General features: G+C 55.0%; 24 protein-coding genes. 8 read left to right on the forward strand and 16 right to left on the reverse strand.

Translation table 11 applies throughout. From position 1 onward, the window contains the following. Nucleotides 1-37: 37 nt before the first annotated feature. Nucleotides 38-574, forward strand: a complete 537-nt coding sequence (locus ACO6S1_RS03475) for a hypothetical protein (RefSeq protein ID WP_422344960.1) — start codon at nucleotides 38-40, stop codon at nucleotides 572-574. Continuing rightward, nucleotides 571-1,728 carry an OprO/OprP family phosphate-selective porin gene (locus ACO6S1_RS03480; RefSeq protein ID WP_335660850.1) on the forward strand — a complete coding sequence of 386 codons (1,158 nt, stop codon included), beginning with the start codon at nucleotides 571-573 and terminating at the stop codon, nucleotides 1,726-1,728. Before ACO6S1_RS03475 ends, ACO6S1_RS03480 begins: the two co-directional genes overlap by 4 nt. Nucleotides 1,729-1,835: 107 nt before the next feature. Here the strand turns inward: ACO6S1_RS03480 and ACO6S1_RS03485 are convergent, their stop codons facing one another. From ACO6S1_RS03485 to ACO6S1_RS03495, 3 genes are all read right to left on the reverse strand, one after another. Further along, a complete protein-coding gene (locus ACO6S1_RS03485) occupies nucleotides 1,836-2,402 on the reverse strand; it encodes an aspartyl/asparaginyl beta-hydroxylase domain-containing protein (protein WP_335660849.1) in 567 nt (188 codons plus the stop codon). Between the two features lie 272 nt (nucleotides 2,403-2,674). Continuing rightward, nucleotides 2,675-4,030: a HAMP domain-containing sensor histidine kinase gene (locus tag ACO6S1_RS03490; protein WP_335660848.1), complete on the reverse strand. Its 1,356-nt coding sequence runs from the start codon at nucleotides 4,028-4,030 to the stop codon at nucleotides 2,675-2,677. Beyond that, complete coding sequence (locus ACO6S1_RS03495; RefSeq protein WP_422344961.1) at nucleotides 4,027-4,746, reverse strand: response regulator; 720 nt, start codon at nucleotides 4,744-4,746, stop codon at nucleotides 4,027-4,029. The genes ACO6S1_RS03490 and ACO6S1_RS03495 overlap by 4 nt, the downstream gene beginning before the upstream one ends. Nucleotides 4,747-4,788: 42 nt before the next feature. On the opposite strand from ACO6S1_RS03495, the gene ACO6S1_RS03500 reads away from it, so the two are divergent. The 6 genes from ACO6S1_RS03500 to ACO6S1_RS03525 all read left to right on the forward strand — a co-directional run bounded on the left by ACO6S1_RS03500 (nucleotide 4,789) and on the right by ACO6S1_RS03525 (nucleotide 12,655). Further along, a complete protein-coding gene (locus ACO6S1_RS03500) occupies nucleotides 4,789-5,925 on the forward strand; it encodes an efflux RND transporter periplasmic adaptor subunit (protein ID WP_335660846.1) in 1,137 nt (378 codons plus the stop codon). A gap of 4 nt (nucleotides 5,926-5,929) precedes the next feature. Continuing rightward, nucleotides 5,930-9,040 carry a CusA/CzcA family heavy metal efflux RND transporter gene (locus tag ACO6S1_RS03505; RefSeq protein ID WP_335660845.1) on the forward strand — a complete coding sequence of 1,037 codons (3,111 nt, stop codon included), beginning with the start codon at nucleotides 5,930-5,932 and terminating at the stop codon, nucleotides 9,038-9,040. Further along, the gene (locus ACO6S1_RS03510; RefSeq protein WP_422344962.1) at nucleotides 9,037-10,293 is read left to right on the forward strand and encodes a TolC family protein; all 1,257 of its coding nucleotides are present in this window, start codon (nucleotides 9,037-9,039) and stop codon (nucleotides 10,291-10,293) included. The genes ACO6S1_RS03505 and ACO6S1_RS03510 overlap by 4 nt, the downstream gene beginning before the upstream one ends. Before the next feature lie 189 nt (nucleotides 10,294-10,482). Continuing rightward, nucleotides 10,483-11,397 (forward strand): ATP-grasp fold amidoligase family protein, encoded by a 915-nt coding sequence (locus ACO6S1_RS03515; protein WP_335660843.1) that lies wholly within the window; start codon nucleotides 10,483-10,485, stop codon nucleotides 11,395-11,397. Then, nucleotides 11,394-12,074, forward strand: coding sequence for a guanitoxin biosynthesis heme-dependent pre-guanitoxin N-hydroxylase GntA (gene gntA / locus ACO6S1_RS03520; RefSeq protein ID WP_335660842.1), 681 nt, complete (start codon nucleotides 11,394-11,396; stop codon nucleotides 12,072-12,074). Before ACO6S1_RS03515 ends, gntA begins: the two co-directional genes overlap by 4 nt. Next, nucleotides 12,071-12,655, forward strand: coding sequence for an urea carboxylase-associated family protein (locus ACO6S1_RS03525; RefSeq protein WP_335660841.1), 585 nt, complete (start codon nucleotides 12,071-12,073; stop codon nucleotides 12,653-12,655). The genes gntA and ACO6S1_RS03525 overlap by 4 nt, the downstream gene beginning before the upstream one ends. Nucleotides 12,656-12,726: 71 nt before the next feature. On the opposite strand, the gene ACO6S1_RS03530 is transcribed toward ACO6S1_RS03525, so the two are convergent. The 13 genes from ACO6S1_RS03530 to ACO6S1_RS03590 form a co-directional block, all read right to left on the reverse strand. Continuing rightward, nucleotides 12,727-13,779, reverse strand: a complete 1,053-nt coding sequence (locus ACO6S1_RS03530; RefSeq protein ID WP_335660840.1) for a relaxase/mobilization nuclease domain-containing protein — start codon at nucleotides 13,777-13,779, stop codon at nucleotides 12,727-12,729. Beyond that, on the reverse strand, nucleotides 13,779-14,333 hold the full coding sequence (locus ACO6S1_RS03535; RefSeq protein ID WP_335660839.1) for a hypothetical protein: 555 nt from the start codon (nucleotides 14,331-14,333) through the stop codon (nucleotides 13,779-13,781). The genes ACO6S1_RS03530 and ACO6S1_RS03535 overlap by 1 nt, the downstream gene beginning before the upstream one ends. A gap of 154 nt (nucleotides 14,334-14,487) precedes the next feature. Further along, complete coding sequence (locus ACO6S1_RS03540) at nucleotides 14,488-14,685, reverse strand: DUF1289 domain-containing protein (RefSeq protein WP_422344963.1); 198 nt, start codon at nucleotides 14,683-14,685, stop codon at nucleotides 14,488-14,490. 41 nt (nucleotides 14,686-14,726) lie between these two features. Then, nucleotides 14,727-15,590: a Shedu anti-phage system protein SduA domain-containing protein gene (locus tag ACO6S1_RS03545; protein WP_422344964.1), complete on the reverse strand. Its 864-nt coding sequence runs from the start codon at nucleotides 15,588-15,590 to the stop codon at nucleotides 14,727-14,729. A gap of 152 nt (nucleotides 15,591-15,742) precedes the next feature. Next, nucleotides 15,743-16,066, reverse strand: a complete 324-nt coding sequence (locus ACO6S1_RS03550; RefSeq protein WP_422344965.1) for a DUF736 domain-containing protein — start codon at nucleotides 16,064-16,066, stop codon at nucleotides 15,743-15,745. A gap of 481 nt (nucleotides 16,067-16,547) precedes the next feature. Continuing rightward, nucleotides 16,548-16,727: a hypothetical protein gene (locus tag ACO6S1_RS03555; protein WP_422344966.1), complete on the reverse strand. Its 180-nt coding sequence runs from the start codon at nucleotides 16,725-16,727 to the stop codon at nucleotides 16,548-16,550. Then, nucleotides 16,708-18,501 carry a ParB/RepB/Spo0J family partition protein gene (locus ACO6S1_RS03560; protein ID WP_422344967.1) on the reverse strand — a complete coding sequence of 598 codons (1,794 nt, stop codon included), beginning with the start codon at nucleotides 18,499-18,501 and terminating at the stop codon, nucleotides 16,708-16,710. The genes ACO6S1_RS03555 and ACO6S1_RS03560 overlap by 20 nt, the downstream gene beginning before the upstream one ends. Before the next feature lie 172 nt (nucleotides 18,502-18,673). After that, complete coding sequence (locus tag ACO6S1_RS03565; protein WP_422344968.1) at nucleotides 18,674-19,000, reverse strand: DUF2958 domain-containing protein; 327 nt, start codon at nucleotides 18,998-19,000, stop codon at nucleotides 18,674-18,676. Further along, the gene (locus ACO6S1_RS03570; RefSeq protein WP_422344969.1) at nucleotides 18,990-19,991 is read right to left on the reverse strand and encodes a tyrosine-type recombinase/integrase; all 1,002 of its coding nucleotides are present in this window, start codon (nucleotides 19,989-19,991) and stop codon (nucleotides 18,990-18,992) included. Before ACO6S1_RS03570 ends, ACO6S1_RS03565 begins: the two co-directional genes overlap by 11 nt. Further along, nucleotides 19,988-20,905: a tyrosine-type recombinase/integrase gene (locus tag ACO6S1_RS03575; protein ID WP_422344970.1), complete on the reverse strand. Its 918-nt coding sequence runs from the start codon at nucleotides 20,903-20,905 to the stop codon at nucleotides 19,988-19,990. The genes ACO6S1_RS03570 and ACO6S1_RS03575 overlap by 4 nt, the downstream gene beginning before the upstream one ends. Further along, nucleotides 20,899-22,416: a tyrosine-type recombinase/integrase gene (locus ACO6S1_RS03580; RefSeq protein ID WP_422344971.1), complete on the reverse strand. Its 1,518-nt coding sequence runs from the start codon at nucleotides 22,414-22,416 to the stop codon at nucleotides 20,899-20,901. Before ACO6S1_RS03580 ends, ACO6S1_RS03575 begins: the two co-directional genes overlap by 7 nt. A 13-nt stretch (nucleotides 22,417-22,429) precedes the next feature. Continuing rightward, on the reverse strand, nucleotides 22,430-22,690 hold the full coding sequence (locus ACO6S1_RS03585) for a hypothetical protein (protein ID WP_422344972.1): 261 nt from the start codon (nucleotides 22,688-22,690) through the stop codon (nucleotides 22,430-22,432). Next, complete coding sequence (locus ACO6S1_RS03590) at nucleotides 22,687-23,688, reverse strand: ArdC family protein (protein ID WP_422344973.1); 1,002 nt, start codon at nucleotides 23,686-23,688, stop codon at nucleotides 22,687-22,689. Before ACO6S1_RS03590 ends, ACO6S1_RS03585 begins: the two co-directional genes overlap by 4 nt. Nucleotides 23,689-24,080 lie beyond the last annotated feature (392 nt).

Genomic DNA, 24,080 nt, shown 5'->3' on the forward strand with positions numbered 1-24,080 from the left:
GGAAATTCGCAAAGGGGAGCGATGTCCTGCTGAAGCATTGGAAAATCTTCTGCGCGATGCCCAGCAGCGATTCAATATCGATACCCGAACCATCAATTTATTCGGGTTTTCCGGCGGTGCGCAATTTGCTCATCGCTTTGGAATGATGCGCCCTCATCTAGTGAACAGAATGGCCTTGATGGCAGCGGGATGGTTCACAATGCCCGATATCGATGTCCCCTACCCTCTTGGAATAGCTCCGTCAGAAATTTTGGCCGACCGAACATTTGATCTGGCAAGTTTTTTCGGATGCCCAACCCGAGTATTCGTGGGTGAGCGCGATTTGAGGCGGGACGATTCACTGAAAACCGGCAAACAAATCGATCGGATGCAGGGACGCAACCGGGTTGAACGCGCACAACGATGGGTCACCGCAATGCAAAAATATGCCGGTGATCATAAAGTGAAAGCCGATATTGAACTTCAAATAATAAACAGGGCTAAACACAATTTTGGCGCCAGCATCCGCAAACACCAATTGGACGAGTTAGTTTTCAATTGGCTCATACCAGATCAAAAAGGAGAAAAATCATGAAAAAATTGCTATTTATGGGAAGCGCGATTTCAGCCCTAATTGCTTCACCGGCATATTCACAAGATGTGACAGCCGACGAAAAAGGTTTAACGATCGAAGGAGATGATTTCGAGCTGGTCTTCGGCGGTCGGCTGCATCTGGATACAGTTAGCGTAAACGATGATATCACTATCATTCCCAGCAGGACTGACATCCGTCGTCTCCGTATCGACGCAACGCTAACAATTGCTGACGACTTTCGTATCAAGGTAGACCGCGACATTGGCGGCCTGAGCACCGGTTGGAAAAACCTTTGGGCGGAGTATCGCGGCATCGATAATCTGTCACTAAAAGCAGGTCAGATGACCGTGCCTTTCAATGGCGAGGATATGAAGAGTTCGAACGATCTGAAGCTGATGGAACGAGGGCTGCCTTCAGCTCTGGCACCAAATTTTGCTGTTGGTGGTTCAGCACGCTATCGAGGCAAAAATTGGTCAGTCACCGGGGGGTATTTTGGTAATCCCCTAGGCCAAGACCCCATTCGAGCTACCGATCAGGGAAGGAGCATTGTGGGGCGCGCAGTTTTTGCTCCGATCGATGAGAGGGAGCAAGCTATCCACCTTGCCGGCGCCATTGAATATCGTAAGCTGAAGGACTTGGAGCCGTCTAAGGTGAGTGCGCAACCAGAATTCGGCTTATCAGGCATCACTCTTATCCGCACCGGATCACAACCGGATGTCCAGTCATATATGAATTACAATATCGAGGCAGGCTATATGAACGGGCCGTTCCTGATCCAGGGGCAATATATCATGCGTAAGAATGATGCTCCGTTAATAGGCGACCCAACCTACAAGGGCGCTTCGGTCGAAGCAGCTTTTGTCCTGACCGGGGAACGCCAGCGTTATAGCAGCTCCAGCGGGACATTTGGCGGTATCCGCCCACAAGGAAAATTCGGCGCCGTTGAAATTGCAGCACGTTATAGTACTCTGGATTTAACTGATGGCCCCATCACTGGCGGAAAACAATCCAATTATTCGGTCGGCCTAAACTGGTACATAACCCAGAACCTTCGCGTTATGGCTAACTATGTCAACGCCAAAACAAGGCCGAACAGAAACGGAATCAATGAAAATGTGAATGCCTTTATGGGCCGGTTCCAGATTGCATTTTGACGGGTTGATAAGGAACGTAAATTACCCGGAATCAATCTTAGATGATCTTTTTGGGAAGATATCACTCCAGATTAGTTCCGGGGAAATATTTTGTAATTTCTGCCGGTTCAAAGCGGCAATAGGTCGAATATGAAATGGATGCGCGCAGTATCGCTGCAATTTTCTGCTTCATGTTCGGCCTTATTGTCGAACCACCAGAGTTCGCCGGGTTTCATCCAGATTTTTTCCTCTCCGGCCCTCAGGTAATTGCCGGGATCACTTCGCAAAACGAGGTGATATCGATTGCGGATCCGGTAATAGTCCCCTCTATCAATATGCGGATAAACGCGGTGTCCAGGTTCGAGCTTCACGACTTTTGCTCTGGAAAGCTCGCCATTTAACTTTGCCGCCCAATGTTCAAGTTGCCCCCGAACTACGGGAAAATTTTGAGAAATGGTTGTAAATCGTGATTCATGGACATCCCATTTTTTGCGTCCGGCAATTTTGGACTTCCTGAGGCCACGAATAGGGATAGCCTTGGCTTCTCGTTGAACCTTGATCGTGGACTGTCGGCCTTGGTTGAGGTCCCAAGCGCCTTCAACAGAATCAATTTCGGTCAGTAAAGGCGAAATCTGAACAGATTCTTCAATCAACCGGAAATTTTGCATAAGTTTATCAGCAGGTTGCTGTCGCATGAGCTATTTCTCCTTGCCTTGATAGTCTGATGGGCTGTCCTATAATGACCCCGAAAGCTGACTACCCGCTGACAAATTACAAACCTTCGTTTCCTTCATTATAACATCCCGATTTGATTTCATTGATACAGGTATAAAATGTATGCTGGTGCAATGCTCGAGAACAGGTGGGAAATATAGAATTTTCAGAGCGGGAAGCAAAATCCAACGACAAGTCCATTGGAGTGAATGGATCGCTCCACCCTCAATCGACTATCCACGTTCTATGATGATTAAGCTCTTAACGGCATGGTAATTCTCACAAGCAAACCCGCGACCGTTGCTTCATTGGTGACTATGAGAATCTCGCCCCCAACATCGCGAGCGATATCATTTGCAATGGCTAGCCCTAACCCAAAGCCCGGTTTGCACTTGTCAAAGCGTGACCCAATCTCAAAAGCCTCTGCCGCCTCATCAGCCGTCATTCCCGGACCGTCATCCTTAACATCCAAGATAATCTGCTTCTTGGACGTATAAAGCACACAAGTGACTTCGATTTTCGCCCATTTTCCTGCATTATCAAGGACACATCCTGCCATTTCACGAAATCCTATTTCGCCGAGTCCAGCTCGAATTTGTTCCGAGGCGTTACAGTTGAATGAAAAATGCTTGTTTGGGTGGAGACGGCGCATTGCATTTATCAATGGCACAATGACCTCGTTTGGCCTGCAACTTCCGCCCGGTCGCATTTGAGCAGTACCGGACCGGGAACGGGCGAGTTGGTATTCGGTTTGTTGGGTCATCAACTGGCATTGCTGCAGGAAAGTATCTGCGGCGGACGAGCTTGGGTCATTTTGTTTAATTCGCTCAGCTTCATCGGTCATAACTGCCAGCGGCGTGCGCAGGGCATGGGCCAAATTTGCCGCCTGAGTTCGCGCGCTTATTATTAGCGCGTCATTGCTACCAATATAGGCGTTTAGATTATTGACCAAAGGCTCGATTTCACTTGGATAGCGTCCTTCAATATATTTAGATTCACCCTTTCCCAGCCCCGCAACAAGTTGCCCTAGTTGCTCAAGTGGTCGCAAGCCAAACCAAATAATGATACCGCCGCTGACGATCAACAGACAGGCCAATATGGCAAGCCAGATTGTCAATTCCTTTTCAAACTGCCGGGTAATTTCGTCGAGCAGCCGCTGATCAGTTGCAATCACGAAATGAACGTCATTTCCGCTATCCGACTTGCGAACCAAGCCATAAGTTATAGCTTCTCCGGTGGGGCCGGGCTCCAAACGATGCGTAACTGAGGGCAACCGCGCTATACTGTCGTCAAGTTCCCCTTGCTTAAGGGAAGGCGAGCGAACCGGAGCATAGCCGTCACGTGTAATTTGCCAGTAGAACCCGGCCATCGGGACAGAAAATCTTGGATCTGAAAGTGGCCGCGATAAATAGGGCTGGCCAGAAGTATCTAGCTTTGTCAGTGCATCAAGTTCCTTCACATGAACGGAAAGTTCACTGTGATATTGTTCCGCAACGTGGACTGTGAAAAGCCGGGTTGAAGAATACCAGATTGCTACTGTACCAATTACCGTCCACAATAATATAGCGACAACAAATCGCGCACGCAGGCTGTTCATTTGCCATTTCATTTTTCGAACCTGTATCCCATTCCTCTAATTGTTGTGATTTTTTCCTTGCCAATTTTGCGGCGCAAACGGCTGACATGAACTTCAATGGTGTTCTGTTCGCGTTCTTCATCAAGCGCATAAAGATTCTCGAGTATGTCGGATTGCGGCAGGATATGGCCCGCACGCCTAACGAAAAGATGAAGTAACCTAAATTCTTGGCGGCTCAAGGTGATTTGCTTGTTTCCCTGCTTGACCGACTTTGCAGCAATATCGATTGTAACATCACCTGCGTTGAGAAGGTCATCTGCCTGTCCTGAAAAGCGGCGGATCAAAGCATGGAGGCGCGCTAAAAGCTCTTCAAACCGTACAGGTTTAACAACAAAGTCATCAGCACCGCGGTTTAGCCCTTCAACTTTATCTTCCCAGCCTCCGCGCGCCGTGAGGATAATTACCGGGACCTTTACACCCAAGTCCCGCCAGCGTTTGATAACTTGCATCCCATCGCCGTCCGGAAGCCCAAGGTCTAAAATGATTGCTGCGAATTGATCAAGGTCCGGCCATTCGATGGCATCAGCAGCGTTGGTGACCAGATCGACAGCAAAGCCGGACTGGCGCAAGCGATCTGACAGCCGCCGGGACAACTCCAGATCATCTTCTACCAGTAAAAGCCGCATTTCTGTGATTACTCCTGAGTTCGATTCTAACAATAGTGCATGTTTCTGAAGTGAAGCTGACAAAATAGCAAGTTGTTGTCAGGTTCGCTGTGCATGGGCTCATTTATGACACGCAACCATAAAATCATCCTATCAATCGCAGCTGCAATCGCGGTGATAGCGATTGCCTATTATTCCTTCTTTTCAGAGACTAATGGATCGGCTGAGTCCAAAACAGAAGCCCCGGCTGAGACCACGCCCGGCACTGTTACAGCCCAGCAATTAAAAGCTCTCGGCATTGAAACGGCTGTTGCCGTTAATGCAGGCGCGGTTCCGCTTGGAACTGTCCCCGCGATTGTTAGCCTCCCTCCCGAAGCGCGCGTTGCTGTTACCGCGCCATTCGAAGGTGCGATCATCCGCATGTATGTAGTTGAAGGTCAGGCGGTTGCACGCGGGACGCCCCTGGCCTTGATCAAGGTGCGCGAAACTTTGCAGGTCGGTGCAGACTTGGCGCGCGCCAGAGCCCACCTTGGCCTCGCGCGCGCCAATGCTAACCGCCTCAACCAGCTAGCGCGTGAGGGAATTATTGCCGAAGCGCGCGCGGACGAGGCCAATGCAGCACTTCGCTCCGCGCAGGTCACAGTATCAGAAAACCAGAAAATATTATCACAGGCCGGCGCGGGTAGCGGCGGGCAAATGACCCTGCGCGCGCCGATCGACGGCCGCGTGTCTGCGGTCAATGTGCAAACCGGCGGCCCGGTTGACACCATGACCGCGCCTTTTGTGATTGATAACACGTCATCCTATACACTCGACATTCAACTGCCGGAAAGATTGGCCAAATCTGTTTCGCCAGGAATGCCTGTTGAAGTGAATATAGCGCAGGCCGGAGGCACGGAAACTCCGATCCCGAATGGCGGTACTATTATCTCGGTGTCACCAACTCTCGACCCCATGACCCGCTCGGTGATGGCCAAGGCGAGTATTGGCGCGGCACCAGGAATGGTGGCAGGCAAAAGTGTGATGGTCACCATCACCGGAAATGGGCAGCAAACCGGCGTATCTGTCCCGGCAAAAGCTATCGCCCATATAGGTGACAATGACTATGTTTTCGTTCTGACAGGGAACCGTTTTGCAAAACGGCAAGTGGCATTGGCAGCTCAAGCGGGCGAATCTGCGGTCATAAACTCCGGCCTGAAGGTCGGTGAAAAAGTCGCTACCAGCGGCATAGCGGAACTTAAAGTCATGCTGGGCGGGGACTGACCAAATGCTTAGAAATTTGGTTGAAAAAGCACTTGCCTTTCGTATGGCTATTGTAGCTACGGCACTGGGATTAGCTGGTTTTGGGGTCTATGCTTTTATGACCCTGCCGGTCGATGCATTTCCCGATATCAGTTCAACGCAGGTCAAAATCATCCTGAAAGCACCCGGCATGACGCCGGAGGAAGTCGAAAGCCGGGTCATCACGCCAATCGAGATGGAAATGCTTGGTATTCCTGATCAGGCAGTGCTGCGTTCGGTTGCCAAATATGCGATTGCTGACATTACTATCGATTTTAAGGACGGCACAGATATTTACTGGGCGCGCAGTCAGGTTGGCGAGCGGCTGAACGGCGTGATGGGCGATTTGCCCGTGACCGTCTCAGGCGGCATGGCACCGATATCAACACCGCTTTCCGACATGTATATGTTCACTTTCGAAGGCCCGCAATCGCTAGCCGAGAAACGCCGCGTGCTGGATTGGATTGTTCGACCTGCGCTGCGTACGGTGCCAGGTGTTGCTGATGTTAACGCACTGGGCGGTTTCGTTGAAACTTATGAAGTGAACCCCAACAACGCATCGCTTGCAGCGGCTAATCTCACGATTTCCGATTTGCAGACGGCTATTGAAAGCAGCAACCGCAATGATGGCGCAGGCCGACTGACAGTGGGCGAGGAATCCCTTATTGTCAGGTCAGTAGGTGCCATCAAGAGCGTCGAAGATATGGCGGCGATCATCGTCAAGTCAGAAAATGGCGCTATTGTTCGCGTCGGTGATGTGGCGCAAGTCGGCACCGGAAGTCTGACCCGCTACGGCGCTGTTACAAAAAATGGCGAAGGGGAAGCGGTCCAGGGCCTCGTTGTGGGCTTACGCGGCGCAGACGCCAGCAAGGTCGTTGAGGGCGTGAAAGAACGTCTGCAAGAGATTGAGCCAAGCCTGCCAGCCTCAATGAAGATCGTCCCGTTTTACGATCGCTCGGATTTGATCGAACGCGCTGTGGGCACTGTAGAAAAAGCGCTGCTTGAAGCGACAATCCTCGTTGTGATCCTGTTGTTGCTATTCCTCGGGGATGTCCGAGCATCAATTATCGTTGCGCTAGCCCTTCCTATGTCGGTTTTACTAACCTTTATTTGCATGCGGTCGATTGGTCTCACGGCGAACCTGATGAGTTTGGGCGGCATAGCGATTGCTATCGGCATGCTGGTTGATGGCGCGGTTGTTGTGGTTGAAAATGTCGTCGAGCGCTTAGCTGAGGAAAAACATAAGAAGGTAAGCAAGTTGCACAATATCTTTGTTGCTTCAGCCGAAGTCGCAAAACCGGTAGCCTCGGGCTTAGCTATTATTGCACTTGTGTTCCTGCCACTGCTTACGTTGGAAGGATTGGAAGGAAAGCTGTTTTCACCCGTGGCGTTGACGATTGTCCTCGCTCTGCTTTCCTCGCTTATCCTTTCGCTCACATTGATACCTGTCTTGTGTTTTTTCATGCTGAAAATGCCAGATGGTCATCACGAACCGTGGCTTATGCGCAAACTCTCTCCCTTCTACACGCGTGTGCTTGGCGGCGCATTCAATCGTCGTCCGCTTGTAATCGGGATAGCAGCATTTTCTCTCGTAACTGCCGGCTTTGCTTATAGCGTGACGGGCAAGACGTTTTTACCGACGATGGACGAAGGCTCGCTGATCGTTCAGCTTACCAAATTGCCCAGCATTTCGCTCGATCACTCAGTAGATGGCGACATCAAGGTCCAAAAAGCGATACTTGCCAACGTGCCAGAAGTGACGGACGTCATCGCGCGAGTAGGCAGTGACGAACTGGGCCTGGACCCGATGAGCCCAAATGAAACCGACAGTTTCCTGAAACTCAAACCGCGCGATGAGTGGCAAGTATCAAACAAAGATGAGCTGACAGAGAAAATCCGCGATGTCTTTGATGATTTGCCCGGGATTGAGCCAAGTTTCACGCAGCCCATTGAAATGCGGATATCCGAAATGCTCACAGGAGCGCGCGGCGATCTGGCGATTAAGCTGTTTGGCCCTGATCTACAGGAGCTTTCGCGCCTTGCCGGTGAAATACAAGGTCGTTTGCAAAAGATTGACGGAACAACGGAAGCGATGACCATCGCCAATGATACGGTAGATTATTTGCAGCTTGATATGGACCGAATGGCCGCCGGGCGTTCGGGGATGCCGATCGACATGCTGCAGGACATGATGCGTGCACAGGTTGAGGGTGTGCGCTCAGGCGTCGTAGCCGATGGCAATCGCCGCGTTCCAATCCAAATCAAGGGCGAAGGCAGCGGAGGAATGAACCCGCAAAACTTCGCCGATCAACTTTACCGCTCACCCACGGGTCAGCTTGTGCGCGCCAGTGATGTTGCAACCGTCAATCAAGTCGTAGGGCCGGTGAAGCTGGAACATGAAAACGGCTCCCGCTTCGCGCTGATCCAGTCCTTTGTGTCTGGCCGCGATCTTGTTGGATATGTCGAAGAGGCAAAAGCTGATATTGGAAGCAATGTGAAGCTGCCACCGGGCTACCGGATCGTTTGGGGTGGGCAGTTTGAAAACCAGCAGCGTGCTTCAGCAAGATTGATGGTCGTGCTGCCCATCTCGCTAATCCTTATTTTTGTAGTTCTTTACGCAACGCTCAATTCGGTTCGCGCATCGCTATTAATTTTGATCAACATTCCCTTCGCGATGGTCGGCGGGATGGTTGCCCTAGCAGCATCAGGCGAATATCTCTCAGTGCCCGCTTCGGTAGGTTTCATTGCTCTACTAGGGATCGCGGTTCTCAACGGCCTCGTGATGGTCAGCTATTTCCGGCAATTGCGAGAGGAAGGCATGCCAATGCATGAAGCGGTGCGCATTGGCGCTGCGCGGCGGCTTCGGCCCGTCTTGATGACGGCAAGCATTGCCGCATTCGGGCTGGTTCCTTTGTTATTTGCAACTGGCCCCGGTTCGGAAATCCAGAAACCACTGGCCATTGTAGTAATCGGCGGCCTGGTTAGCGCGACCATGCTCACGCTCATCTTGCTGCCGATGCTGTACGAACGATTTGGCGAGAACAAGGCTGAACGAGACGCTGGCCAAAAATCATTTGATGAGGGGGCTAAGGCATGAAACATCTTCGATATTTTGTTGCACTTACTCTGACAGTCACAGCTGCAGCGCCATTATCTGCTCAGGTCGAATCTGGCCTGCCTGATGAAGCATCGGTTCAGACGGCGCTCGACGATCATCCCAGCGTCGCAGCGGCGCGCGCTCGTGTGGAAGCGGCAAAGGCTGAAGCCAGAGCGTTAGGAGTTGGTTCACACGAAGTGACCGTTTCCGGTTCCTATACTCGCCGCAATGTGGACCTTGAGGGTAATTTCAACGAATTTGATGCGACCGTGATGCGCCCTTTCCGCTTGCCGGGGAAAAAGAAACTCGATCGGGAGGCTGGCCAATATGGAGTCACAGCTGCTGAAAACCGCGCTGAGGATGTTAAGCACCAGGCAGCAACATTATTGGGAAGCCTTTGGTGGCAATGGTTGGGTGCGGGCGCTGAAGCAGTTATCGATGCGCAAGCCGTCAAAAATTATGAGGCAACGCTAACCGCAATACAGCGGCGGGTCCAATTGCGCGACGCTGCGCAACTCGAAGCCGATCAAACCGAAGCAGCGTTAGGATCGGCGCGCTTGATGGCCGAGCAATCCAAGGGGCGGGCAGAATATGCACGTGCACGGCTCGCGGCCCAATTCCCTAGTTTAGCTCTGCCTGTTGAAGCACCGGAAATGCCTCTACCTTCTATACCTGAAGGCGGGTTTGCTATGTTGCGCGATCTGGTGATTGAGCGCAGCCATGAGATTGCTGCGGCCGATGCGGAAGCAAATCGTGTCTCTACAATGGCAGAGCGCACACGCCGCGACCGCATTGCTGATCCATCACTTGGTTTTCGGGTGTTCAGCGAGCGTGACGGCATGGAAAAAGGAGCGGGCATTATTGCCTCTATACCGCTGGGTGGTCGCCACCGAAGTGCTCTGGCTGACCGCGCCGCGAGCGAAGCGTTGGCCGTTCAGGCCGAAGCGGCTGCCATTCGCTTTGATGTACAAGAAGTGGCCGATACCGATCTGGCGGCAGCCGAAGCAACATGGCGCTCTTGGCAGCGTAGTCGGGAGGGTATGAAAGCCCAAGTGGATGGTCTCATGAAAATGCGCCGCGGAAACGACCTTGGTGCCTTCGACCTGTCTGATCTATTGTTAGCGGAGCGGCTAGCGCATGATGCTTTTCGATCAGAAGCCAGTGCCCGAAAAGATGCTCTGGATGCCATCACGAGGCTGAGGATCGACAGCCATAGCCTGTGGATTGGCGAAGATGATCACGGGCATGAATGACATGATGCATCAAGGCCGACAGCGATGTGGTGAACATCGTCCTAGTACGATGTTTGTCATCCAACGCGTTTTGCATTGATCCTGCAACTTACCGCTCGCCGACGCGTAAGCTATGGTGTTAATACTACATACTCATGTTTTCACCGGGACAGTATTGGCAAATTTTAAATCCGAGTTTGGAACAATTTTTTGAAACATCCCCAAGCATTGACTGAAAACACCAAATTGTTTCCTCTGTTGCGGATACACCTTACTTATTTGGCGCGCCATGGCCGCTTACCCAATCTGACCGCGCCCACGACATTTACCGAACTAGTACAGCTGCGCAAACTGCATGACAGAAATCCCAAGCTTCCCATTCTGGCGGACAAGGTTGCAGTCAAGGATATCGCGGCGAAGCGGTTGGGACCGGAATGGATCACACCCACTTTATGGAGCGGGACGCAATTGCCTGAAACTAGCGAGTGGCGGGAGCGGTTCGTCCTCAAATCGCGACATGGTTGCAACCAAATTGCGTTTGTTGACCCTAACGATACCAATTGGGCTGCGGTAAGGCGTAGGGCGCATGGCTGGGTCAAGAAGACCTATGGCTTTTGGCTCGACGAATGGCTCTACCGGCATATTCCGCATGGCCTTTTGATCGAACCATTTATCGGGCAAGATGGCGGCGTGCCGGTCGACTATAAATTTTATGTTTTTGGCGGCGAAGTTGCCTTTATTCAGGTGCATCTGGGCCGGGGAAACCGACACCGCTGGATTCTATTTGACCAAGACTGGTGTAGGGTTTCTGCGCTCACTGCAGATGCCGACCCCAAACCTCCACGATCACTAGATTCAATGGTAGAAGCCGCCGAGTTGCTCGGCAGCGATATCGATTTTGCCCGCGTAGACTTGTACGAACCTGCAGGGTCGCCGGTGTTTGGAGAGATGACATTTTATCCCGGTTCAGGCCTTGATCCATTTAATCCGGTGGGTTTGGACGCGGTGATCGGCGCTCATTGGTTGCGTGCGTTAGACATAGTGAAGAAAGAGGAGGTGCCACGAACCGCAGAAATTCGGCCCGCTGCGTCTTTGCTAACGCTGAACAGCGATGCCCCCGCATGACCAACCACGAAACCGCCACCCCTAAAGAGGCCCTCACCTGCTTCATTGATGCTCAGAAGTTTCCGTGTGTTGGCGCGAAGGCATCATTGGCAAAAGGCAACATGGAAATCCTGACAGCAAGCAGCCTGTTTTACACTGGCGATGATAAAGACATCTATTCACGGCTGAGCGGCCAAGCATATCGTTACCGAACTGACCCGCACATGTTTCAAAGCTTCGCTGTGATTTTTGCTGACGACAACACACTGTCAGAACGTGAATTTGAACAGGCTTTGTGGATTCGGCTGCAAGCCCTGTCCGACATTGATGTCGCAGCCGGGTGCAGCCATGATCAAGAGGTTAGTGCAGATCCTGATGCCGGTAATTTCTCCGTTAGCTTTGCAGGGGCGGCGTTCTTTATCGTGGGTCTGCATCCGGGTTCAAGCCGACCGGCACGGCGCTTTTCCAAACCAACCATCATTTTTAACATCCACGATCAATTTGAACAAATGCGAAAGACCGGACTCTATAATCAGCTACAGGCAAGTATTTCGGAGCGTGATACGGCACTGGCCGGAAGCCGGAACCCTATGCTCGCACCGCACGGCATGATATCGGCAGCGCGGCAATATAGCGGACGGCAGGTTGAGGCCGATTGGGCCTGTCCTTTTCACAGGAAAGAGAAAAAAGCCCCATGATTCAGGAATTGAAGCCACGCACCGGAACGGCTTTTGAGTTAAAGACCGGGCAGACGCTGACCGTGATTGATCCTATGGGTGAGCAGGTAGCCGATTTGTTGGCTTATAACCTTCACGACATCGGCGAGGTCATTTCTTCCGGGCGAACACTGGATTATGCAAGCCGCATTTACCTAACAACTGGCGATCCGCTTTATTCCAATCGCAGTAACGTAATGCTTCAGATCGAACAGGATGACGTCGGGCGACATGATTTTCTGCTGACACCCTGCTCGAAAGATACTTTTCGCATTATTTATGGTGACAAGGACCCGCATCGGGGATGCTTTGGCAATCTCGCCAGCGCTCTCGCACCGTGGGGTGTGAGCGAGGATCAAATTCCGACAGCCTTCAACTGCTTTATGAATGTTCCAGTCAATGCCGTTACAGGCGAAATCACGGTAGAATCGCCGATGAGCAAGGCGGGCGAGTGCATCCGCTTCCGCGCTCAGATGGACTTGATTATTGGGCTGACGGCCTGTTCGGCTCTGCAGTCCAATAACGGATCATTCAAGCCCATCCATTATGCAACTGGCGATTAGACCAGAGGCTGAGCAGGCAACCTCCAAATCTGGAATTTAATGACCGCTTTTCGAGCGCTAGGCATACGGGTTTATTGGCTTCGCCCGCGATCACGCGGCGATAGGTCACGTGCCTGCTTTTTAGGATGACCATCCTTGAATCCGAGCTTTTTAGCATAGTGCGCGGCAAAGACTTCGGGGGTCGCGTTCATGTGTTGATGCTTTTCGAGGAAGCCGTGAACGTCGTTGGCAAGCTCTCGATCTTGATTTGATCCGGTGGCGTTCAGCGCAAAGATAGCTTCGCGATATGCCTTGCGGATCGCCTGCCATTTTTCTGCGCCAAGTGCGATAAATGTCGGCAGTGCCTCTTGCCCCTGCGCGACGGCGATAGCCTGTTCATTGGTACGCCGATCTGCCTTCATCATCTGACGGCTTGATCCGGTGCGCAGCCGTGCGCGCAATTTGACCAACGCCATGCTTGACCCAGCAACCCCTCGCCCGCGCGCGCGTCTTGGCGTTGCTTCGGCAGCCACGCCGCGCGCGCGCAGCTCGCGTGCAAACCGTTCACGCAAACCATTCAGTTGGACCGGGCGAGGATTGAAGCGGGTTCGATCAAGCCCCTCTGCCTGCACTGTCAAATGAACATGCGGGCGCGGCGTATCGGTATGAAGCGCCAAGACATAATCATGATTGTCGCTGAATTCGGCATGGGCCAGCGCGCGAACCGCTCCCAGCACCTTGTCTGGGTCAGTGCCTCCGGGCATCGAAAAAACCAACGACACCGACGACACAGTTGGCCGTGACCGCCATTGCAGCGTGTCACTCCACTCAGCCGCGCGTTCTGCAATATCGTCTTTGCTCGTGAGAATTTCTCCGTCGCGGCTTTCGATCTCGACGTCACCCTTGCGTCCGATATAATCTAGGTGGGCTTTGACATGGCGACCACCCTTCTGGCGTCCCGTCACTTTGACCAAAACTTCGGGCGCGCGGCGCACAATCCTCGCCAACTTTGCCCGTGCTGTCTTGCCGCTGGCAGACCCGTAGCTAGCATAGAGCGGTGTCAGCGGCTGGCCATTCGGGTCATGAATATAGCGCACCCGGAATGCTGGCCGGGTTGCTTCCCAAAGGGCAGATTCCAACCCCATCAATCCGCTACCTCCCAATAGCCCGCATCGCCGTGCATGGCATCACCGACGGCTGCTATCTGTTCGGAAATTTCCATACGCATGTCGGCGATACGGCGCAGGTCGTTTCCAATCTGCTTGTCGCCATCTTCCATCATACGCAAATTGGCAGCCTTCATTGCCTGATTGAGATTGCGGCCAATGCGGAGCAACTGCATTCGTATCGGTGCGAGCTCAGCGAGCAAACCATCATCGACGCGCGATTTCAAAGACAGGTGTCGGCGCACCAATGCTTTGATCCAGCCTGACCGATTGGTCGAGCGCTGTGATGCACGGTATTCGATTACCGAAATCTCGGCATCGGTGAAGCGTAGCGAGACACGATTATGCGCTATTCCTTCGCGGCGTTCTAACAGAGGACGGCCACTGTTCTCCTCCAACACCTGTTCAATCATTTGCCGCAAGATCGCGCTTCGACCGCCCCGCCCCACTGCGAAGCTGTCGAGCGCAGATAGCGCTCCAGCATCTAGCCTAATGCTCAGCATCGCAGGTTTCGGATCGGTATTTGTCGCCATGAAATTGCCTCGTGAAACACGGGCATTGTAATACAACACGCGCCGCTAGGCATATCCTGCAATTAAGACAAATGCCCTAAATCCCCCTAAGAAAAGCGCATCCAAAGCGGCTATCTTCATCAAAGATGAAGGCCGCTTTGGATGGGCTTGGGGGTTACGTTTTTGAGTGCGCCTGTGAAGCGGGGCTTCTCATACGAGCCGAAGATCGCCGCACGATTTCGTGCTGGCGGCTGGCGGTCGCGCTCCCCCATTCGGCGATCTCGGCGACGGTGCGACCGCAGCCGGTGCAGACGCTGGCACTATCGTCCAGCGCGCAAATATCTTTGCAAGGAGATAGGGGTCGGCTGTTCATGGCCTCCGGCAAACACAGCGAATTCTTGCATTTAAGGTCACTCAAGTCTTATGCGCTTTAGCTGCTGCAATGATCTTTTTTACACCTGGGTGGACACCGCCCGCTTCTTCGTCGCTTGGAGTTGTCGACCACTTCCCGTTGTAGATAAGTAACTCATTATTCCGCCAAGCATCCATTTGAAATCCCGCTGCCTTCAACTGCGTTTCAAAGATTGGCGGCACGTCCAAGTGCTCTGGATAGACATATGCAAAGAGATGCTCTGGCTGACCGTCCATGTGTTTGATGGAGTAGCCGCTGGAGCGCGGCGACAATATGCACCTCTTCTCACCCCGTCCATTGCGGTAATGGCGGAGCAAGGTATCAAAAGTTAGAATCTCAATTTGTTGATCTTTTTCAATCGCCGCTATGCGCTGCCGACGGTCTTCATTGCTGTCTTTCTCTTGAGACCGTCCAATCACCAAAACCCTACGAAGCTCCAATTTGTTGCGGGCCATCCCTAGCGGTACGAGAAGAGGTCGAAGCCGCTCTCTGACAGTGTTTTTGTTTTCATCCCAATACTCTCGCCATACGCTGGTTTGAGCCAACGCTTCATTGAATACCGCAGACATACCAACATGCTTGCTACTTCTGTTAAACAAACACTTATCCGCGCGCTCGATCTCGACCAACACGAGACACCATTTGTCAGAAGATTTGGTCAGATAAGCAAAGTCGGCAGTGCGATCGCCAACAGGAAATTTCGTTATGACACAGTTCATATGAAGTTGATGGTTAAGTAGCCAAGGCGTCACCAAAAACTCACTATGCTCCTCCAAAAAGCGTTGCAGGTCATTTTCATTTTTGCTCCCGTCATTCAAGAGATCCTCGAACGCACACGCAGTATCCTCAATCGGCTCAACTCGCATTAACACCCCCCTTTTGTTCATTCCCTACTCTAACCAGAGGATTTCACATTTCATATACAATAGTTTGTTATCCGCGCGCGAGACCGAATCGCCCCCAAACGAACACAGTGAAGCCCCGACCGGGAACACCGGTCGGGGCGTAGGCGTTTGGATCAATTGCCGTTCGATGTGCGGGCGCGTGACCAGATCAGGTTGTGTGTCTTGCCATCTTCATCGGCGAACAGGCTGGCGAAGATCGGCGCGTTGAAGCTGGGATCGTCGAGCTTGATCGAAAGATAGTCGCGATCTTCCTTGCTGGTCTTTGCCCAGGCTGCACCGATTTCTGCCTTTGCCACGAATACCCGGTGGGTCGGTGCGTTTTCATTCTCGCTTGGTTCTTCGGCGACGATGGTAACGTTTTTCTTCTGCAACATCACGGTCACGATTTCGCCGCGATAGTCGTTGCCTGTCTTTTTGAATGTTCCGATATTAGCCATGATACTTCTCCTTGGTTTGGTCGAACCCGCGCTCATTCGCGGCCTCGATGGCTGATTACAGGCAGGGGCTTGAACCGATGCACCCGCAGGGCCGAAACGAAGTGGAGGACGGTGCAGACCGGGGTTTCTTGTTTCCGCGAGGAATGCGCGTAGCGCAGGGGAAGAAACTTTGGGCTGCACCGTTGCAGCTAGGGGCAAGAGGCGCAGCCGTCCCCTGCCAATCAAAGCCATTGACGAGGACGTGAATGAGTGCGGCTGGCCAATAATGCCAAGGAGATCTGGCTAATACCCAATTGCGTTCAATGTCTGGCTCATAGACTCCGGTCGATATGGCGCGGACTGTTTGCAGAACGGGGCGACCCTCATGCCGATAGGTCAGATGAAAGCGCACTGACGCGCTAGGCTATGATGGACATGGCTAATCGGGGCCTCGTCAAAGGCCGCAGCAAACGCAGCGATCATTTCGGGCATCGGGAGGCTGCTAGCGCACTGCTTCTGCCAGCCTGTTCGCCGGTGGCGATGGCTCTGACACCAACAGGTAAGGCGCAGCCCCGCTTAAGGAAGGCTGCACCCACAACGCTGCCCCAACCGGCTTTGCGGTGATTTTGGAGCGGGCGGCTGACAAGCCGCCCGCCAATGTTTCAAGCTGCAATTCGCTCATTCTCGTCTTTCGTGGACGCAGCTTCGTCCGCTTCCTGCGGTTCCGGCTCGGATGGCTCGTCCTCTTCCATCAGCCACTTGGCTCTTTCGGCGGCGGCAACCGTGCCGACACCGCCGCGTGTCGTATAGACCGAGGGCGGAAACGCCATCCAGCGCGGAACCCAATGCTCCTGCTTATCACGACCATTCTCGCCGGTCAGATGGTCACTGATAATGCCCTTCACCGTTTTGGTCTTTTCACTGGCGTTCGCAGCAGCAATGCTGGCTCCGCCAACTTCGCCCAAAAGCGCGGTCAGGACTTCACGGTCACGGACAAGATCAAAGAACGCATCATCGGCTGTCCAGTAATCGGCCATTTCCACATCGAGATGGACGCCCAAGGTTTCGACCAGTTCGCTGCCAGCGGCCAGCGTTTCGGCCATAACCACACCCAATATCTCCATCACCACAGCATCCGGCACATCGAGCAAGCGGAGCAACAGGCCACTCATACCGTTTCGTGTCTCATGGCCGAGTGTGACCGTGGGTTCGTCGCCATCAAAACCAAGCACTGCCAGAATGGCGCGGCGGCGCTCGTCAAAACGGGCCTCTGCCACGCTGGTCTCGATGCTTTCGGTAATCGCTTCCTTGCGGCTGCGCTGCTCCTGCACCTTCACATTCCATAATGGCGAACCGGAAATCGCATGGGCCACCATGACGCGCAGCGCGACAAAGGGGCTGGCGGCGAGTTCGTTACGAACGGCAGCATGACGATGAAGGTCAATATATTCCGCCATTGGTCCGGTAATTTCGGGACGCGCTGGTTTATCCGCTTTGCTGTCCACCTGTCCGGTTTCCCGCACCCGCGCTTCCTTGGCGGTCAGATAGCCTTCGTGGAACGTCACCTCGCCCTTGGCGCTCACATCAATATAGACGCGGCCACCTTTGCGCTTGGTCGTCTTTTCATGGTCCCAAGTCTGGAAATAGCTGTCTTGCGGAATGATCTGCACATCGCTCCAGCCATCCTCCAGATATGCCGCCTTCTTCGCTTCAATGGCGGCGGTCTGCGCTTCCCAGAACTGGTCGGCATCGGCAAAATAACCATCCTCGGCAAAAAGATCAGAAACTACCTGACCCTTGAACTCGGTCATATCGAAGATCGCGGCGGACGTAGAAATCGAAGCGCCGCCAAATAGCCAAGCCTTGAGTTGGCTTCCACGCGGCGCATAGGCTTCTTCATCTTTGAACAGAGCCAGCCATGCCTTTTGCTGCGCCTTGCTGGCCAAGGTCAGATGGCGCACGGTGGCGGCATCAATCTCTTCACGGCCATAGGCTTTGCGGATGGGCGGCAACAGATTGCCGAGCGCAAGAATGCGCCCCACCATCTTCTCGTCCATCCCGAACGTGTCGGCAATCTCGCTTGCCTTGCGGCCTTTCTTCACCAACTGCGTGAATTGTTCCCACTGCGTTACCTCGTCGGGATTTTCGCGGACAAGATTTTCAATCAGCGACGCTTCCAAGGCAGCGGCATCATCGCCTTCTTCGAGTATCGCGCAAGGGAGCGGTCCATCGCTGCCGCCTTCTTCGGCCACTGTGGTTGCCGCATGATAGCGCCGCCGTCCCGCGACAATCTCGAAGGTTTCGGCGCTGCCGTTTGGGCGAACCAAGAGCGGCACAAGAACGCCCCGCACCCGCACCGAGGGTAATATATCGCTAATGTCGGGCGGCTTCTTGGCGTTTCGCATATTGGCCGGTGACACCGAGAGTTTGGCGAGGTCTATATTTTCGAGTTGCATTGGTTTTCTCCTTCAAGGTTACGTTGATGATTGGCCCCGCTCCCGTTGCATACGGGGGTGGCGGTGGAAGCGGGGCCGGTGGTCCGCACGGCGGGATTGCCGTGCGGGGTCTGCCGCGCCTTGACCGGAGGGGTGGTCAAGACGGCGGAAGCTGTGAAAGGGAAATGCGCGGTCAAGCGTGGCGCTCTTGCGTTTGCGCCAAGACAGCGGCTTCAAGCCGCATTTCATCCTCGGTGATGCGCCCGATTATTCGGGCGGCATCGGCGTAAACGGTGAGCGGAAAGCGCGCTTCAAAATGCAGATCGCGCTCGATGGACAAGCCAAACGGTAAGGTCAGAGATGCAATCTCGGACAGGCTGACTGAACCGAGTTCAGCGCAGCCAAACCCCAGATCGGCCAGACCGAAGTATGTCGAGCACAGCGTTATGTTGTGTTGGGATGTCCCATTGTCGCATTTCACGGCGATGAGCTCTGATTGCTTCACATAATCATGAGGCATGGGCAGCCTCCAGCATTGCGAGCAGGCGATCAGACACGCCGGTGAACGTGCCTTTCCTGATCTGTGGCGGAGCCCCGGCATCGAGGATGTCGAGCTTTTCGCTCGGATCGATCCGCAGATAGATCTCGGTGCTGGTGACGCTGCTATGGCCGAGCCACAGCGCCACACGCCTGATGTCGCCGGTGGCTTCAAGCGTGTGGATGGCGCAGGTGTGCCGCAGAACGTGCGGCGTAACCTTCTTCCGGACGAGGCTCGGAGCAGTCCGCTGGGCCGTTTTGACGTGCACCGTCAGCCGACTGGCGAAGCCATGCCGCCCGATCGCCTCGCCGCGCGCGTTGAGGAACAGAGCCTGTTCATCACCTGCTGGCCGTACTCGCAGCCAGTCTCGCAGGACGGCTTGCGTTTCCTTCCACATCGGCAACACCCGTTCGCGCCGGCCCTTACCCAGAACATGGACGGTATCGGCGGTGGGCTGGTTGATGTCGTCAAGCTGAATGCCGGTCAGTTCGGAGACGCGCAGCCCACAAGCATAGGCAAGGTGCAGCATCGCCCGGTCGCGCAGCCCGGATCGTGTTCGCCGATCAGGAGCGTCGAGCAGGGCCTGCAACTCGGCACGGGTTAGATAATCGACCAGCGGCTGTTCGACCCGCTTGGCCGGTATCGCCTGCACCTGCATGGCGACGTCGAGGCAGGCCGGTGCCCGATATTCGAGGAACCGGAAGAAGGACCGGATCGCGGCAAGCCGGGCATTGCGCGTGCGAGGCGTGTTGGCCCGGCTCTTCTCGATGTCGTCGAGGAAGTCGAGGATCAGCGCGGCGTCGAGCTGTTCGATCCGGAGGTCTGACGGCCGTAGGCGCAACCGTTTGGCCGCGAAGCAGACGAGCAGCCGGAAGCTATAGGCATAGCTGTCGATCGTATGGCGGCTCGCGCCCCGATCGCGGGGCAGATGCTCCAGCAGCCAGACGCTGAGGTGCGGTGCGAGCGCGGTCATGCCGCACCCCCTTCCCGGAACGCCTCGGTCGCGGTCGCGATCTGTTGGACCAGCACCGGCGTCGCCTCCAGATACCAGTAGGTATCGGAGAGACAGGCGTGTCCAAGATAGGTACTGAGTGCGAGCATGTGCCGGTTGATAGTTGCACGATCGCTGCCGCATTGTTCGAGCGAGCGGACCGCGAAGCTATGGCGAAGATCATGCAGCCTTGGACCGCGCTCGCCTTGCGGACCGCGCAGCCCGACCTGCCGCGCTAGCCTGACGAAGGTGCGCGTCACCGTCGCATGATCCGGTGGTTCGCCTGTCGAGAGCACGAACAGGTGCGGACTGGGACCGCCGATGCGCTGCCGGAGCGTCAGATATTCGGCGAGCGCGGTGCGCGTGCTGTCGTGGATCGGAACAAGCCGGGTTTTGCGGAACTTGGTCTCGCGGATCATCAGCCCATCAGGCGTTATGTCGGTATAGAACAGAGCAACCCCCTCGGATACGCGCAGCCCCGTCGTCGCCAACAGCCCGAACAGATGGTGATAGGTATGGGGCGTGATCGACGCGACCGGCGGGACCGATAGCGCCGCCTCCATAATCCGATTGACGTCCGATGGGGTTAGGATGTGCGGACGAGGCCTCGGCCGTTTGGCCCTGCCGAACACATCGCGCGGCGGTATTTCGTTGCGGTCATCCTCGGCATGCATGGAGATCGCAAAGTGTCGTGCTACCCTCAGCCATTCTCGCGATCGCTGCCCCGATGGCGCCATCGACGCCCATTCGATCATCCGGTCGGCGAAGGTATATTCATCACCGCGGGCGTCGGCGAACCCGGCATATTTCAGGAGCATCTGCTCTTGATCGGCGAACTTGTAGCCGAGCCCGCGTTTGATCGCGACATAGCGCTGAACATTGGTGATCATCAGCATGACGCACCTCCGATCCAGGGCTGCACCACATGCGCCAGCATCGTCGTATCGACCTTCGCGTAGATAGCGGTCGTTTCCGGCGAACGGTGACGAAGCACCGCGCCGACGGCATCGAGCGTTGCGCCCGAGCGCAGCATGTGCGTGGCGGCGGAGTGGCGCAGCAGATAGGCACCGCGCAGGTTGGCATTGTCGACACCTGCCCGCTGAAGGGCGTCGCGCACGATGATCGAGATCGGCGACGACGATGCGAACGGCACGAACGGCGCGATTGATCGGATGAAGACCTTCGTCGAGGTAACGATAGGCCGGGCACGTTCGATATAGGCCAGCAGGGCATCACCTGCGTCTTGTGGCAAAGGCAGCGCGACGGCGTGTTTCGTCTTGCCAGCGACTCGGATCAGGCCATTGTCCCAGTCGATGTCTTCAAGATGCAGGTTGGCGACATCGCCGCCGCGAAGGGCCAGCCTCGCCAGCAACAGCAGAATGGCGCGGTCCCGCAGTCCCCGAGGCGTGGCCGGATCGCATGAGGCGATCACGCGTTCCACATCGTCGCTCAGGATATAGCGCGGCAGCGTCGCGAGCCGCCATCGCGGTATTCGCGGGACTGCTCCGACCAACGCCGGTGAGCAAGTGCCGCTCGCGGCCAGGTAACGAAGATACATCCGCAGCGAACCGCACATCTGCTGGACACTCACCCGCGACGCGCTCTCCAGATTCTGCAATATGACCCGGTTGATCAGGGCAGCATCATAGCACGCCGGATCATCGCCAAGCTGGGGCAACAGCTTGGTGACCATATGCAGATGACCGAGGATCGTGCGTTCGCTCGCGCCGCGATGTCGGCTCAGCCAGTCGCGGAACGGATGAAGCCGGTCATCTCCCTGCTTTCCACACACCATTTCAGGGATCGCGCCGATCGCTGCGAGATGGCGCACAAAGCGGCGGATCGACGCCAGATACTGGGCATTCCGCCGCGCCTTTTGCACAAAGTAGCCTGGGCAAGCACAGCTATGGACGGCGAACCGTTCGATGAGCTCTTCATCGACGGCATCAAGTGGAATGTCGTGCTGATCGAGCCACGTCACGAAGTGGCGGCAGCTATGACCGTAATGCTTGATTGTACCCTCAGCATATCCCTGCTGGCGGAGATGTTTGCCGAAATCCTCAATATGGCGAGCCGCTATAGTGGTAAATTGTTCGTCTGACATTGTGATACTCCTTTCGTCTTGAGACGTCGGGAGCATGCTCGTTATGCGAAGTGTTGTCCTTAGAAACACCTGACAAACCGCCAGATCGCGCGGTGCGCTCAACATAATTCCGCACTCGACATACTTCGGTTTATGTTGAACTCGACATAAACCAAACAAAGTGTCGCCATCGCTATCGAGTTCGGAAAGCAGCCAAGTGGCTGCGCCCACCGGATTGAACAATTTGACAATTGGCACATGGTCGCCGCGATTTTGGCCGTTGGCGATCAGGCGCTTTCTGTGATCTTTGGTCAGCAGCATCATGGCAAAACTCCTTTCAGAACATCTCGATCTGGTTGCGGCTGTTGGTGTCGAACAGTGCCCCCGGAGGAGATGCTCCCCCGGAGCATCCCCGACTTCCGGTGACATCATCGGCGGGTCGCTGGGCCTTCTTGGGTTCCATTGGCGCGTTGGCGCGTATCGCCAGCCTCTGGGCTGGCGTGATCGGCGCAACACCCGACACCAATGTCTGCACGCCGATAGGTGTCTGCTCCGCTTCCAGCGGTGCGGCGGCATGATCTGGCGCTTCCCCGCTCATGCCGCCCGCTCCGAGCGCAGCGGCACCTGATCGGTAAAGGCCAGCAGATAATCCGCCGCTTTGCTGGCCTGACTGGCGGCTTTGAAAATGGCACGATTGTCCTGCCGCAATACCGCCAGCCATGAGCCGAGATAATCGGCATGGCGAACGGTCGGCACGATACCGAGCGCTGCACACAGAAAAGCCGATGCTAGTTCGGCGCACAGTTCCTCCCGCGCATAAAGCGCGGTCCCGAAATTACCCGACTGATCGCGGCCAAGACGGGTCTTGTGACCCGTCCAATGACCAAGTTCGTGCAAGGCGGTGCGGTAATAGTCGATTTGATTAGTAAAAGCTGGCTGCGGGGGAACCTGCACATAATCCGCGCCCACATTGTAAAAGGCTTTCGTTCCACCCGTCCGAAAGTCCGCGCCTGTAGCGTCAATCAGAACCTCGGCCTGATCGTGCAACTCGCGCTGCGGAAGCGGTGCGGGTTCGGCGGTCAGCCGCTCGGGTAAGCCATCACACTGCGCGGCGTTGAATACCGTAAAGCGTTTGAGGAACGGAATGGAGCGGGGCTTATCACCCTCGCCTTGCTTTTGCCGCTCATCGTCGGGCGTGAAGCGGTCGGCATAGAAAATCGTCCGGCCCTTCTCGCCTTTGCGAACGCATCCGCCAGCGGCCAAGGCTTGCCGGAATGTCAGCCAGTCCTGCGAGGGATAGCCGCCATCAATGACCGCGCCCCACAATATGAGAATATTGATGCCCGAATACTGCCGCCCCGAAATCGCGTTGCGCGGCAATCCGGTCACAGCGTTGCCAGCATTCCAAGGCTTCACCCAAGGAAATACCCCTTCTTCCAGCTGCGCGATAATCTGCGCGGTCACTTCATCATAAAGTGACAGCTTCGGCGCTGCCCTGCCGCCACGGCGGGTCTTGCGCGCCGTGCGCGAAGCGCGCTTTGCCTTCGCTGCCCTGCCCTTGCCGTTTTCACTAACTTTCGTATTTTCATGCAACATAACCGCCTCCATCACCCCAAAACTGCCGCAACCGGCCCCGGAGAGGCGGGGTGGGCGGCAAGAGCGACCAGAAAGGCCCGCATCAAGCGGTCAGGCGCACCCGAAGGGATGAAACAAAGAGAAATACCCGGCTTGCCGGGTTGCGCCTGAGCGCGGCGGGCCTAGCCGGGAGCGCCGCCCACACCGTCTCTCTGGTGCCGGAAAACAACGCCGGCGCGTCCGCGCCGTCCATATCAATCGCTAACAATCGCGATTATCCCATCCGCGAAGCGGCCCAACAAGAACGGCACCCTTGCACGGCGCGACGCCGCGCGGTGGTGTGCGCGCGCAAATGTGCGCCAGCGCCCACCGGGCAAGGAGAGAGGCAAGAGTGCCTGCGGGTCAGAACAAAG

It is taken from the genome of Parasphingorhabdus sp., assembly GCF_965233695.1.
In the GTDB taxonomy this organism is placed as follows: Bacteria; Pseudomonadota; Alphaproteobacteria; order Sphingomonadales; family Sphingomonadaceae; genus Parasphingorhabdus.